Source organism: Rhizobium sp. P2_G9 (assembly GCF_056403475.1).
In genome coordinates, this window is sequence record NZ_JBFUFK010000045.1 from 13,227 (window position 1) to 26,611 (window position 13,385).

The window sequence follows — 13,385 nt, forward strand, 5'->3', positions numbered from 1 at the left end:
AATTCGCTATCTGATTCCGAAAATCTGCGGACCTCGTCGCACCCGCGGCGAGCGGAAGAGACATCGCGCGGAAACAATTGAAACAATTGAAACGGCAATAGGCCGCAATCGATGAACGTCCCCATGGCAAACGCTTTCAAGAGGAAGCCGCGACATAGGAACAAGCCATGAATACGGTCAAGATCAAGGACACGAACAAGCCGGTCGAGGCACTGGCCGGCGACACGCATTATATTCTCGAAAAAGGCGCCACGATCAGCGTCGACCAGATTGAAGGCATCGATGCCAGTGGGACTGCGTCGGGTCGCGTGATCGAAATCGACGGCACGATCAAGGCGCCCAATCAACCGGGCGGCGGTGTGTGGCTCGGCGACCAGCTCACCGGCAAAGGTGGCGGGACGATCGTCATCGGTGATACCGGCCAGATCCTCGACGAGGAAGGCGGCATCGGTGTCGACGGCGACCATTCGAAAGTGATCAACCATGGCAAGATCGATGGCTATCAGGGCATAGGCGTCGGCGCGGATGCGGTGAAAATCCTCAATACCGGCGACATCATTGCCAAGTCCATGGGCATCGACATCCAGGGCGCCAATACCGTCCTGCACAACAGCGGCACGCTGACGTCGACCTCTGTCGCCGTGGATATTCCGGGCTACCATGCCGGCGACGAACGCATCGTCAACACCGGCACGATGTCGGGGGTCCAGCATTCGGTCAATGTCGACGCATCCGTCACCGGCTCCGTCTCGGTGATCAACCGCGGCACCATGTCCGGCGATGTGCAGCTGGGCTCGGGCGACGATATCTTCAACGGCCACAAGGGCACGCTGACYGGCACCGTTTTCGGCGGCGCGGGCAACGACACCTATGTGATCGACAACCACAAGACCCTGATTTCCGAAGCCAATGGCGGCGGCATCGACACCGTCAAGTCGCACGCCACCTATACATTGGGCCAGGATTTCGAAAATCTCGTCCTGACCGGCAAGGGCAATACCGGCGGCGTGGGCAATGCACTGGCCAATCACCTGTCGGGCAATTCCGGCAACAACACGCTTCTGGGCGATTTCGGCGAGGATGTGCTCTCCGGCGGCACGGGCACCGACCTGCTGGTCGGCGGCGCCGATGCCGACACATTCGTGTTCAAGACCGGCTTCGGTACCGACACGGTCAGCGATTTCCAGGCGTCCGGCCCCGGCCACGACAAGATCGATCTGTCGCATGTCGATGGCGTCACCAGCCTGAACCAGCTTGCGGCGCTGATCACCACCAATGGCAGCGACGTGGTGATCGATTTCGGCCATGGAGACAGCCTGAGGCTGATCGGCGTCGAGCCGAACGACCTGCAACCGTCCGACTTCGTCTTCTGATGCGGCCGCCCGCGCGGCGATGCCGTCGCCGAGGAAGCCGGAATCTCGACCATGATCGCCGGCACCGAGGCGCTGGCGCGGTCCGACGCCGCGCCAGTAAAAGTGGAAATGGCAGGCTGCAACAAGTCTCGCGAAACTGAGCAGCATCTTCGCATCCAACCGTTTCTATTTGTGACACCTTCCGTTTGTTCCGATACAGGAAGTGCCATTTGCCGGCTGTTATCCGATTGTTCTTTACTTTCTTAAATCTTTATATAGCTTGGAATGTAAGCAGCGATTGACGTTCCATTGGGAGATGGAGACTTGGGATGAGCAGCGGCAGCCTTCGTCATGCTTCGGGACTATGCTTCGGCATTGCTGGCATCGTGTTTCTCACCATGGCCGGTTACGAAATGCTGACCGGCAATTCCGGATTGGCCACATGGCTTTACGGTTCGGGTCAGGATGAAAACGGCTTTCCGCTGCCGACGCACCATTCCATCTATCTGGCCCCATCGGACCATAGCGATTGAGTCGGACCACAGTGACTGAGACGGGCCAAAGCTTGCTGGCAAAGCCCCTTACGAGTCACTGCTGCAAATGGTATAGGATGTTCGACATCTCGGGAGGATGATACATGCCAGCTACAAAAGACGGAACCGGCACGATCGGCAGCCGTCCGATTTCGGTCGGACCCGGCGCCACAGACCCCATGCACACCGAAGGCTTCCTCGTGGTCACGAAACTGAAGAAGGCCGGCGGATCGCTGGTCATGACCATTCCTGCCGCCGCCCGGGACATGCTCGGCCTGGCTGAAGGACAGGAGATGGCAATCTCGGTCAAGGGGACACAGTTCATCGCCGAACCGATCGCCATGCAGGACAAGGCGATCAACCTGCAGCAGCTGAAATATGCCCTGGATGAACTGGTGGCCGGCTACAAGGCCGATGCCGCACCGACGGAGGATGAACGCGCCTGGATCGACGCGCCGCCGGCGGGGCGCGAAGTCTGCTGAAACAGCGTCCCTGCCTGCCGCATTCCTCGCCCGCCTGCAGGTTGGGTACAGGTTTTGAGCGGGTTGGGTGCGCCTTACCTTTTGCGGTCGAACGATCGCTTGGGGCGTAAACCCCAAGCCATAACATTGACGGAAGGAACACCCTACCTTCCAAGCGCCCCCACAATCCGATCGACATTATAACGGAACATCCGCAAATATGTCGAAGCCGGCCCATCCTTATCCGATAGCGCTTCGACATAAAGCTCCCCGCCCGGCTTCGCCCCCGTCGCCGCCGCGATCTGGTTGACCAGTTTCGGATCGTTGGAATTCTCGAAGAAATACACCTTCACCCCCTCCGCCTTGATCTGGTCGATCAGCCTGGCCACATCCGCGGCAGACGCCTCCGTCTCCGTCGACACCCCGAGCGGCGCCAGGAATTTCACCCTGTATTCCCGGCCGAAATAACCGAACGCATCATGGCTGGTGAGGATCTTGCGCCTGGCCTCCGGCACCGCATCGAGCTTGCCATGCGCATAGGCATCGAGTGCGCTGAGCTCGCCCCGGTATTTTTCCGCATTGGCATGAAAACGTTTGGCATCTTCGGGATCGGCGGCAACCAGCGCCTTTTCGATATTGGTCACCCAGATCGCGACATTGACGGGGCTGTTCCACACATGCGGATCGGTGATCGTCTTGCCGTCTTCCTGCATCTCGCGCGTTTTGATGCCGAGCGAGGCGGTGACCGGCGTGCCCTGGTAGCCGGAGGCGGTGATCAGCCGGTCCATCCAGCCCTCCAGCCCCTCGCCGCTGACGAACACCACATCGGCCGAACGCAGCGCCTTGGCATCGGCCGGCGACGGCTCGAATTCATGCGGGTCGCCATTCAGCCCGACCAGGCTTTTGACATGCACATGCTCGCCGCCGATCTCGTGCACCACATCGGCAAGCACGGTGAAGCTGGCGACGACGTCGAGCGTTTTCGCCGAAGCGATCTGTGCTGCGGCAAACAAGGCGGCAAGCGCCGTCCCTGCCAGAACCACGGTTTTAAGGTGGGGCATTTTAGTCTCCTATGTTGTCACATCGTCAGATGCGGGCTGGGAAAAACCGCCGGACGGCGCCGGAGGGGCAGAAAATCAGCGAACCGCCGTAAAGCACGGCCGCGACCAGGATGATCGTCGGCCCGGAGGCGAGGCTGAAATTGTAGGAGACGATCAGGCCAATGAGCCCCGAGGCGGCAGCGACACCAGCCGCGATCAGCATCATGACAGGCAGCGTCCGCGCCCAGAGCTGGGCAATCGCCGCCGGCAGCGTCATCAATCCCACCGCCATCAGCGTGCCAAGCGCCTGGAAGCCGGCGACCAGATTGAGCACGACGAGAAACAGAAACAGGATGTGATAGAACGACCCGCCGCCGCGCATGGCGCGCAAAAAGCCCGGATCGAAACATTCGACCACCAGCGGCCGGTAGACCAGTGCCAGCACCAACACCGTGACCGAGGCGACCGCGCCGACAAAATAAAGCGCCGTGGGATCGATGGCGAGAATGGTGCCGAACAGCACATGCAGGAGATCGACATTCGAGCCGCGCAGCGACACGATCAACACGCCGGCGGCCAGCGACGCCAGATAGAAACTGGCAAAGCTCGCATCCTCCTTCAGCACCGTCGTGCGGCTGACGAGCCCCGACAGCAGCGCCACCACCACGCCGGCGACAATGCCGCCCAGCCCCATGGCCGGCAGCGACAGCCCGCCGGCGATCAGAAAACCGATGGCCGCCCCCGGCAGCACTGCATGGCTCATCGCATCGCCCACCAGGCTCATGCGCCTGAGCATCAACAGCACCCCGATTGGCCCGGAGCCGATGGCAAGCGCCAGCGACCCCACCAGCGCCCGGCGCATGAAACCGTAATCGATGAAGGGTTGGATCAGGTCGGCGTAGAGGGTCATGCGGTCGCTCCGTTTTCTGGGCGGCACGACCCCGCTTGTCTGGTCTTATCGCCAGAATGATCGCATATGACGCGAAGACCCTCTCTGGCCTGCCGGCCATCTCCCCCACAAGGGGGGAGAGGACTCGCGGCACTCTCCCTGCCACCATCAGGCCCGGTGGAGCCGCAGGTTAAACCCTGCCGACAACGGAGAGAGGCTTGGTTACTGCATCGCCGAGGCGTCGATTTGGGCGGGGCGGCTACCGCGAGTTCTCTCCCCCCTTGTGGGGGGTAAGGAGCGGTCCGCGAAGCGGAGGGATCGATCCAGTGGATCGATCTCAGCGACGAACGCCGGCAGGCCAGAGAGGGTCTTTGCGTCCGACACGTTTGCCCGGATGATAAGAGCAAACCTACGTCTTGTCCGCCCGAAAAATCGCAGGCCAATGCATCCCGCCTCATGCATAAGCCCCCTCTGCACCCACCAACACCCGGCCCGCCATCGCCCGGGCGCGCAAGATATTGTCCGATGTCAGCGCCTGCCACGTCGGCCCCCAATGCACCGGCGCCCGCGCCATCAACAGCGTGTCGGGGAAATGCACCTCGATCTGCTCGACATCATGCAGCACGGCAATCACCGTCCGCCCCGCTTTGTGCCAGCGATGCACCATGCGCAGCAGATCGGCCGTCGTCGCCGCATCCACCGCCGTGAACGGCTCGTCGAGCAGAATGATATCGGCCTCCTGCAGCGACAGCCGGGCAAACAGCATGCGCTGGAACTGCCCCGCCGACAGCGTGCCGATATGCCGGTGCTCCAGCCCATCGAGCCCGACCGCCTCGATCGCCTCCTGCACCTTCGCCGCCGCTGCCCGCGACACCCCGCCAAAGGCGCCGGTCTGCCGCCAGAGCCCGAGCATGACCGTATCGGCCACCGTCAACGGAAACTGCCGCTCGATCTCGGCGGCCTGCGGCAGGTAGCCGATCCGGCAATCGCCGCGCCGATCGATCCTGCCAGACGCCAGCTTGAGATCGCCGACAATGGCTTTCAGCAGCGTCGACTTGCCCGCCCCATTCGGCCCGGCAATGGCAGTCAAACTGCCCTCGGCAAAAGCGCCGGTGACGCCGTGCACAGCCAGCTGCCGCTCATAGGCAACGGAAATATTATCGAGACGAAGTGCTGCCCGGCTCATGGCAAAGCCACCGCCCAGGCAATGGCCGCCCACAGTCCGGCGAGCAGAACGAGCACGGCGAGGATGCGTGTGAGCGCCGACTGGGCCAGGATGGAGCTGCGGAAAGGGTGGGATTGGATTGTCATAGGCCATCCTGTCGGGCGAGAGGTGGCGAAGTGTTATAACGTATCATTTTGGATGTCGAGAAAAATGTTATAAAGTTACATTTGGTCGCAGGTGGCTGTTGTGCCGTGTGGTTGCCCCCCCCCTCTGCCCTGCTGGGCATCTCCCCCTCAAGGGGGGAGATTGACTCGCGGCGGCGTCTTGTATCTCTCATAGGTCGAGTTTGCGGCATTCAAGGCTAGCTTGAGGCGGAGGTCGAACGTCTAGCCAATCTCCCCCCTTGAGGGGGAGATGTCCGGCAGGACAGAGGGGGGTCACCGCAAGTGCGAGCAGCCAAGTATGCTCCTGCGGAGCGCCCCATTTCAATCCAGCAACAGCGGAACGCAATCGATCTCCGCATTCTCAATGCCAGCAAATTTCCCCAACAGATCCAAGCGCAGCCGCTCGACGATATCCGCCGGCAGCGTGCCCTCGACCGTCAGGGTGACATCAAAACTGCTCTCGACATAGCGTACGGTCACGCCCTCGACGGTCAGGCGATAAACGCGGAACTCATCCTTGTCCGGCGGGACCTGCACATGCGGCATGTCGGGTAAGAACAACGTCTCATACAGGTCGAGCCGCGGCGGCAGGCCGAGTTTGCCCGTGAGCTCGACATTCAGCGCGATATATTTGTCGCGCCTATCCTCGAATCTGCGCTCCCAGCGAAGTCGGCGCAGATCATACAAATGGTTGGATTTGCGGTCCGCGCGCACGAAACTGAAGCGCGGCCACGCCCGGCGGGTCAGTCGATCCCAGCGTAGCGTGCCGAGGTCGAGCCGCCAGTCGTCGATATTTTCCACCGACATCGGCAAGCGCTGGTCGATCATCAACCCGCCCCGGACAACGATCGTGCCATCCTCCATATTCTCGGCCGAGTGCTCGTAGAGCCACGGCGGCGCCTCGCCCGTGGCATCGAGGCGCTCGAAGCGATAGTCACCGGTGTCGAGCGCCAACAGCTGCACCTTGTCCTTGCGCAATTTTCTATGGGACAGGCCGCCGATGACGATGATCCGGTCTTCCACCAGCGTGGCCGTATGGAAATCCGTCGGCGGAAACACGTCTTCTGAGTAGCCGAATATTTCGGTCTGGCCGGCGCCATCCGTCACGATCACATCGTTGTAGATGTAGAAATCCGCATCATACCAATCCTCATATTCGCCGCCGATCCGCACCAACCGGCCATCCGGCAGCGTGGTTTCGGTCATTCCAAAGCGGCCGAAGGCCCAGCATGGCCCAGCCTGTTCCGATGGCGGGCCATCGAAAGCGATATTGAGCGCCCAGCCGTCGAGGCGCTGCTCGACCGCCCAGAGCCAGACAGGATTGGTCATCCGCTCCGGATTGCCGGAGCCGCGACGGGGCGAACGGAATTGGGAAAACAGATCACGCCCGATGGAGGCGGGCGGGGTAGGCATAGACAAACGTCTGGGGACTGTCATGGGAGTGGAAGACGCCAGGTGATCTTCCGAAGGACTGGCACAGGTGCGACAACAACGACCCGGCGCGGTCTCTGCATCATCGTGCACTGCCGGCGAAACGGGTCTGGGATGCGAGATAACATGGGGATGCGACAAGGACAAGCTGGCGGCTCAATGGCTCGCGGCACCTGGCCATGCCATTGCTCCGCCGGCGCCCGCGGCGATTTGAGCGAGATAGAACGCGCCTTTTAATTCTCCGGCCACTCGCTACGTGCCGGTCTCTCCTCCTCCGCCGAGGTCCACGAGCGGTACGTCCAGAAGCGACTTGGCCATGCCAGCGCGAAAATGACCCGCAAATACCAGCGTCGGCGCGACCGCTTCAGGCTCAATCTCACCAGGGCGTCCGGGCTTTCAAGGCCCCCTCCCCTGTCCCGGCGATTGCTTTCCGACCAGCCCATTCCGGCCTTCCGCCGTGCAACATGGATGTCGCCGCGAAGATGTCAGCCGCGGGTTTTGCCCGCATCCGGCTTGAAGTTGACCAGCAGGGATTTCAGCTCAATTTCGCGAACGCGCCTGGCCGCCTCGCTCGGGCTCACCCAATCGAACATTCGTTGTCCTCGCTCTTTGAAATCGGTCCTGATCTCCGTCACTTCAATCGCAAACATCTCGACGATGCAGAAGGCGATATCGCCGTCGGCAAGTTCTTTCAGGTAGGTGTAACGACCCACCGGTTTCTTGTTCGTCCTGCCGCGCACGCCGGCTTCTTCCCATGCTTCGATCGCTGCTGCTTCGTGGGGCTTCTTGCCCTTCATCGGCCATCCCTTGGGAATGATCCATCGCCGGCTTTCGCGCGAGGTGAGCACCAGGACTTCAATCTCGGAACGACCCTCTTTATAGCGGAAGCACAGAGCGCCGCATTGCTGGCGAAACGATTTCCCGAACAGCTTGTCCGGGGTTCGAGCAAGCTGTTGGAGCAGCGTTTCTGATTTGCCCGCCGCGGGCGTTCTGCCTGGTTTCTCTGACGTCATGACATCTGAGCGTGTCAAATTTTCTTTTCTATCTCAATGGCCTGAGATGTTTTATGACACTTTTATGACAGTCATCCACACAGGAACGCGTACTGAGCACTGCTTCCTCGGCACCGAGGAGCCGCCGCAAGGCTATTTAAGAAGTTTGCCTCGGTCGCCGCTGCCTCAACCAGCAAGTGCCGTCTTATCCGCTCAGAACATGAAATCGTCCTGGGTCATCGAGACGAGCGAAAAGTTTGCCACCGTCAGCGCCTCCCCGCCGGCAAAGGTCATGACGACGTTGGAACCGACCTGCTTGGCAGCCGCTTGAATGTCGGCGAAACTGTCGATGTCGGGCATGGCGCGCAGGTCGATCGTGTCGAGGCCATTGGCAAAATCCATGATCACGTCGTGGCCCGATCCCTTCGAAAAGGCGAATGTATCGGCCTGGAGACCGCCGTAGAGATAGTCGTCGCCTTTGCCGCCGTTCAAGACATCACTGCCGTCGAGGCCGAACAGCACGTTCGAACCGGCATTGCCCTTGAGGATGTTGGCGCCGCCATTGCCCTTGCCGGTCAGTCCGTCATGACCGAAAAGCGTCAGGTTCTCGAAATTGTCGCCGAGGATCCAATTGACCGAAGCCTTGACCGTATCGAAGCCCTCATTGGCCGCTTCAAAGATCTTGGTCGCCGTATCGCTGACGATATAGCGGTCGCTGTCCGCGCCGCCGGAGACCTCGGTCGCGGTTCCGCCGCGGCCGTCATAGACGTCATTGCCATTGCCGAGCCAGACGCGGCCGGAAATGGTGCCGCTGTTGCGGACAATATCGGTCGCGGAGCTGAAAGTGCCGATGATCGCATAATCCGTGCCGGTGATGGAGCCGTGGTTCACGACCTCCGATTTCGCCCCGGCCAGATTCGACAGATCGATGGCGCGTCCATCGCTGTTGATGGTGCCGTTGTTGACGATGCTGAGTTCGCTCGTGCCGCCGATGAGAGCACTGATGCCATAATGCCCGCTGGCGATCGAACCGTTGTTGACGATGTGTCCGCCTTTGAAACCGACATCGATGCCGACATCCGTGCCGGAGATGGCGCCGTCATTCTTGACGGAAACGCCCTCGCCTGAGAACTGGATGCCCGTCCCCGCCATCAGCTTGCCTGCATTGATGATCCGCTCATGATCGGCGAAGGCCATGATGGAGGTTTCACTGGCCGTGATGGACGAAGTCTTGGCAACGGTCAGCTTGCCGCCGCCATCGAGGTTGTTGGAGCCGACGGCGATGCCGACGCCATGCCCGCCATTGACGCTGATGTCGCCCTCGATGAGAAAATTCCGGTGCGTCACCACCGCATCCATGACTGGCGGAACCCCTGCGAGCCCGAAAGCGGACTCATCCGCACCGACGCTGAGCACGATATCGGCGTCCTTGTCGAGAACATAGAGCGTATCGGAGTTGAACGCCTTCACCATCTTGGTGTGATGTCCGGTGATCATTTTCGTTTGCATGTGCGAGCCTCGGATGATGTCTGTTGTCGGCGTTTTCCCCCAGCTTTGTTTCTGTAAAATTTCGCAAGGCGCGTGCTTTTGTTTCAAATGTTTCAACGACCAGCCGTTGACCAGGCGGACCGGCAGCGGCGCTCCCGCTTGGGCGAAGGCTGCTATTTCAGCAAACCGGTCTCCGCTTTGGAACTTGCCGGTTCCTGTGCTTTGGCCGACAGCTGCCTCAGCACATCGACGAAGTCATCGAAGCGCTCTTTTCCCACCTCTTCGGACCATTGCGCATGCAACTGCCGAAGACATCCGAAAATGGCTGCGACGACTTGATGTCCCCGTGGCGTTACATAAACCAGCCGGCGATCGCTGCCGTCGGTTGCGCGCCGCTCGACATAGCCCAGATCTTCAAGCTGGCTGAGCAGATAGTTCACCGCCTGTCGCGACATCCGCTTCTGACGCGCGAGTTCGGATGGTCTCATGCCATCCGGCAGCGGAAACGAGAACACAGCAAAATGTGCTTCCTGGAAGTCGACAAACCCCGCCTCGTGAATGGCCTGCAGCATGCGGTCGCGCACATGCTGCCAGACAACGCGCAGCAGCGCGCCGAAGAATGGCGGACCGGGCAAGGTGTCGGGACTTGAATTCGGGGGCAGGAGGATTGACATGGATGTAAAGTCACTTTACAGATTGACGTAAAGTTACTTTACATTATGGAGGCCTCATTTGGAAGCGGTGCGAAACGATATCGTGCGGATCGGGCAACTCGAACTGCGGTTTCTCATCACTGAAGCCGGCGCGACGGTATTCGAATTCACGGTGCCATCCCGGGCGCGTGTCCCCGCTGCCCATCATCATCGGGATGCCGACGAATTGCTCTATGGCCTTGAAGGCACGCTGACCGTCATCGTCGACGGACAAACACGGGAGATCCGCGCCGGCGACGCCATATTCATTCCGCGAGGCGCGGTGCACCATCACGAGAACCTGCATGATGGCACAGCCAAGGTCTTGGCGACCATCACGCCGGGTACGATTGGACGGCAATATTTCGAGGAAATTGCCGAAGCGGTGAACGTGCCCGGCAAACCGGACCTCGCCAGGGTCAATGAGATCATGCTCCGCCACGGACTGGTCGCGGTCTGATCCGTTCGCCCAAGCCTCGGAATTTTGAAACAAGGGCATCACCAGGGCCGCTTTTGCAGCGAAGCGGACGCAGCCGATCGCCCGAACTTCGGTGCTCTTTCAGCGCTTCGACCAGCAGCGTGACCGCCGGTGACGGGTGACGTCTCGACGGCCAATAGAGGTCCCTCCCGATTTGCGTAGCGCACGAAAGGCCAGCAGATGACCACGAAAGTTCTGAAAGATATCTACAGAGATGCGATCACCGTCTCGTCCTCGGGTGATAGCTGGGTGCTCGCCCAAGGCGCGATGATCGTGACGACGAATGAGGGTTTTCTGCAAACGGCCGGCGCATCCGGCAACACCTACGAGATCGCCGGCCTGATACGGGCGCCAACGGCGGTGATTGCTGGTGGCACGACGACGATCAATCTCGCCGCAACCGGCAGACTTGTCCAGGGCGGTATCGTGGCCGACGGAGGCGATCTGCTGACGGCGAACATCGATGGCAGGATCTCTTCCGTCGCAACGGCCATCGATTCATCGGCTGCCAAGACCGTCGTGGACGTCGGCAAGCACGGCTCCATCAACACGACAAACGCCGTCGGCATCAACGCCGCCGGCAGCGCCAGCGCCGATGTCACCATCGCCGGCAGAGTGAGCGGCGCAGAAGTCGGCTTTGTTTCGGCTGCAATGAAAATCACGCTCGATGTCCTGGCCGGCGGCGTGCTTGAAGGTAGCTCCATGGCCGCGTCGATGACAGGCACGGGCCAACTTGATGCCACGATAAATGGCGCGCTCAGAAGTGCCGTCAACTATGGCCTTGCGGCCACTTTGGTTGGCGACATCAGCGTCAAGATTGGCACAGAGGGCTTGGTTGACAGCGGCGTTGGCCTGCTTTTGGCAAGCGTTGATCACACGAGCTTCAGCAACCAGGGCGACGTATTTTCACAGACGGTCGGCGTTGCCGTCGGTGGAAACACCATGGACGCCTATAATAACGGCCTGATCGAAGGAGAGACCGGCATGAGCGTCGGCGGAGACGGGCATGTCGTCAACGATGTGAACGGCAAGATCTCTGCCGCCAATACCGCGATCGGCTTGAGCAACTTCGACTATCAGCACGTCTTTGCGATCACCAATCATGGCTTGATCGACGCGGCGGGCATCGCGATCGATGCGACACTCGCCGGCGATGTTTCCATCGTCAGCGATGGCAGCATTGTCGGCAAGGTCATGCTGGGCGACGGAGACGACGTCGTCGACCTGCGCGGCGGCTCGCTCGAGGGCATGTTGTCGGGTGGCAATGGCAATGACACCCTGATCACCGACAATGCCAGGATCAAGCTGATCGAAGCCAGCGACGCAGGCACGCTTGACACCGTCAAGTCCACGGTGAGCTACGTGTTGAACGACAATGTCGAAAGGCTTTACCTGCTCGGCAGCGCCAAGGCCGATGGCACCGGCAATGCATCCGACAACATCCTGAAGGGCAATTCCGGCAACAATGTCCTGAACGGCCTGGCGGGCCTGGACGATCTCGACGGCGGCAAGGGCAATGACAGGCTGACCGGCGGCGATGATGCCGACACCTTCCACTTCGCCACCGGCGGCGGCAAGGACATCATCACCGACTTCACCCATCTGTCCGACAAGATCGATCTGTCGCATTGGGATGCCATCGGCACGTTCAGCCAATTGAAGAGCCACGCCGACGACGACGGCCACGGCAACCTAGTCATCACCGCCGGCACCGACACGCTGACGATCCTGGGCATGGCGAAGGCCGATCTCGACGGCGGGGATTTCACGTTCTAGATGCGCGGATCATTTATCGAACTGGCTCAATGGCGTGTGGCACCTGACCTGGCCATGCTATTGCTGCGCCGGCGTGATGGTGAAGCGCAATCCCATGGCCGACAGCATCTTGAAGACGGTATCGAGCTGGGGTCTGCCGGTTTTGGAAAGCGACTTGTAAAGGCTTCCCCTGTTCAGATGCGCCTGTTCCGCAACGCCGGCCAGCCCCCCCTCCTGTGCCTTGGCGACATCTTTGAGGGCCTCCTGAAAAAGATCCATATCGCCGGTTTCAAGAAATTCAGCCAGATACACTGCCGCGTTGGCAGGGTCTCGAAGCAGCTCGTCGCGGCCGCTGAAATCAAATGGCCTGCTGGCACTGGTCATTGGCTCATCCTCCGATTGTAGTCTGCAAGATATGATTTCGCTTTCGCGATCGTCCGATTCTGATCCTTCTTCGTCGAACCGGCGAGCAGTAAAATGACCTTCCGGCCAACGACGAAATAATAGATACGAAAGCCGGGGCTATGGTGAATGCGCATTTCACAGATGCCGCCCGCGTCAGCCAGAGACTTCCAGTCGCCGAAATTGCCCAGCTGGGCTTTGCGGATCTGCGCATTCACGAGGGTCTTCGCCGTCTTGTCCCGGATATCGTCGACCCATTCCTGAAAAGGAGCTTTGCCTTCTTCGGTTTGATAGACTTCGATCTCGTATCGATCCATTGGCAAAATGTACGCCATAGCGTACACAGATGCAATATGCCGAAAGCGTTCTTGAGGAAGCAAAACCGGAATTGAGGGCACCCCCCTGGCACCATATGCGCCGACCGGTTCCTCCAAACACACACCCACAAAAACGCCCCCACCCCATTGACCCGCCACAAGATCGGCTTATTCTCGAATTAGTTCGTTCACCTTATAATTCGCCTGGCATATCTGCCGCCTCCCA

15 protein-coding genes and 1 pseudogene are annotated in these 13,385 nt (G+C 60.3%); 6 read left to right on the top strand and 10 right to left on the bottom strand.

Going from position 1 to position 13,385, the window contains the following annotated elements:
- The first annotated feature begins 167 nt into the window (after positions 1–167).
- The 3 genes from AC1DYF_RS30570 to AC1DYF_RS30580 all read left to right on the top strand — a co-directional run bounded on the left by AC1DYF_RS30570 (position 168) and on the right by AC1DYF_RS30580 (position 2,367).
- The gene (locus AC1DYF_RS30570) at positions 168–1,373 is read left to right on the top strand and encodes a calcium-binding protein (protein WP_477881371.1); all 1,206 of its coding nucleotides are present in this window, start codon (positions 168–170) and stop codon (positions 1,371–1,373) included.
- A gap of 308 nt (positions 1,374–1,681) precedes the next feature.
- Complete coding sequence (locus AC1DYF_RS30575; RefSeq protein ID WP_477881372.1) at positions 1,682–1,885, top strand: hypothetical protein; 204 nt, start codon at positions 1,682–1,684, stop codon at positions 1,883–1,885.
- Positions 1,886–1,989: 104 nt separating this feature from the next.
- Positions 1,990–2,367: an AbrB/MazE/SpoVT family DNA-binding domain-containing protein gene (locus tag AC1DYF_RS30580; protein ID WP_477881373.1), complete on the top strand. Its 378-nt coding sequence runs from the start codon at positions 1,990–1,992 to the stop codon at positions 2,365–2,367.
- 143 nt (positions 2,368–2,510) lie between these two features.
- On the opposite strand, the gene AC1DYF_RS30585 is transcribed toward AC1DYF_RS30580, so the two are convergent.
- The 5 genes from AC1DYF_RS30585 to AC1DYF_RS30605 form a co-directional block, all read right to left on the bottom strand.
- Positions 2,511–3,407 (bottom strand): metal ABC transporter substrate-binding protein, encoded by an 897-nt coding sequence (locus AC1DYF_RS30585; RefSeq protein ID WP_477881374.1) that lies wholly within the window; start codon positions 3,405–3,407, stop codon positions 2,511–2,513.
- A 25-nt stretch (positions 3,408–3,432) separates the two neighbouring features.
- Positions 3,433–4,296, bottom strand: coding sequence for a metal ABC transporter permease (locus AC1DYF_RS30590; protein WP_477881375.1), 864 nt, complete (start codon positions 4,294–4,296; stop codon positions 3,433–3,435).
- 433 nt (positions 4,297–4,729) lie between these two features.
- The gene (locus AC1DYF_RS30595; RefSeq protein ID WP_477881376.1) at positions 4,730–5,461 is read right to left on the bottom strand and encodes a metal ABC transporter ATP-binding protein; all 732 of its coding nucleotides are present in this window, start codon (positions 5,459–5,461) and stop codon (positions 4,730–4,732) included.
- Positions 5,458–5,586: a hypothetical protein gene (locus AC1DYF_RS30600; RefSeq protein ID WP_477881377.1), complete on the bottom strand. Its 129-nt coding sequence runs from the start codon at positions 5,584–5,586 to the stop codon at positions 5,458–5,460. Before AC1DYF_RS30600 ends, AC1DYF_RS30595 begins: the two co-directional genes overlap by 4 nt.
- Before the next feature lie 339 nt (positions 5,587–5,925).
- Positions 5,926–7,017, bottom strand: a complete 1,092-nt coding sequence (locus AC1DYF_RS30605; protein WP_477881378.1) for a hypothetical protein — start codon at positions 7,015–7,017, stop codon at positions 5,926–5,928.
- 207 nt (positions 7,018–7,224) lie between these two features.
- Here AC1DYF_RS30605 and AC1DYF_RS30610 point away from each other — a divergent pair.
- Positions 7,225–7,431 (top strand): annotated as a pseudogene (locus AC1DYF_RS30610) (integrase); the annotation flags it as partial.
- Between the two features lie 89 nt (positions 7,432–7,520).
- On the opposite strand, the gene AC1DYF_RS30615 reads toward AC1DYF_RS30610, so the two are convergent.
- From AC1DYF_RS30615 to AC1DYF_RS30625, 3 genes are all read right to left on the bottom strand, one after another.
- Entirely contained in the window at positions 7,521–8,048 is a 528-nt protein-coding gene (locus AC1DYF_RS30615) for an NUDIX hydrolase (RefSeq protein WP_477881441.1), read from the bottom strand.
- 192 nt (positions 8,049–8,240) lie between these two features.
- Entirely contained in the window at positions 8,241–9,536 is a 1,296-nt protein-coding gene (locus AC1DYF_RS30620) for a calcium-binding protein (RefSeq protein ID WP_477881380.1), read from the bottom strand.
- A 152-nt stretch (positions 9,537–9,688) separates the two neighbouring features.
- Positions 9,689–10,189, bottom strand: coding sequence for a MarR family winged helix-turn-helix transcriptional regulator (locus AC1DYF_RS30625; protein ID WP_477881381.1), 501 nt, complete (start codon positions 10,187–10,189; stop codon positions 9,689–9,691).
- A 58-nt stretch (positions 10,190–10,247) separates the two neighbouring features.
- Between AC1DYF_RS30625 and AC1DYF_RS30630 the strand changes: the two genes are divergently transcribed.
- Together AC1DYF_RS30630 and AC1DYF_RS30635 are read left to right on the top strand one after the other, a co-directional pair.
- The gene (locus AC1DYF_RS30630; RefSeq protein WP_477881382.1) at positions 10,248–10,667 is read left to right on the top strand and encodes a cupin domain-containing protein; all 420 of its coding nucleotides are present in this window, start codon (positions 10,248–10,250) and stop codon (positions 10,665–10,667) included.
- Positions 10,668–10,865: 198 nt separating this feature from the next.
- Positions 10,866–12,461: a calcium-binding protein gene (locus tag AC1DYF_RS30635; RefSeq protein WP_477881383.1), complete on the top strand. Its 1,596-nt coding sequence runs from the start codon at positions 10,866–10,868 to the stop codon at positions 12,459–12,461.
- A gap of 57 nt (positions 12,462–12,518) precedes the next feature.
- On the opposite strand, the gene AC1DYF_RS30640 is transcribed toward AC1DYF_RS30635, so the two are convergent.
- Positions 12,519–12,824 (bottom strand): addiction module antidote protein, encoded by a 306-nt coding sequence (locus AC1DYF_RS30640; protein WP_477881384.1) that lies wholly within the window; start codon positions 12,822–12,824, stop codon positions 12,519–12,521.
- On the bottom strand, positions 12,821–13,276 hold the full coding sequence (locus tag AC1DYF_RS30645; RefSeq protein ID WP_477881385.1) for a type II toxin-antitoxin system RelE/ParE family toxin: 456 nt from the start codon (positions 13,274–13,276) through the stop codon (positions 12,821–12,823). Before AC1DYF_RS30645 ends, AC1DYF_RS30640 begins: the two co-directional genes overlap by 4 nt.
- Positions 13,277–13,385 lie beyond the last annotated feature (109 nt).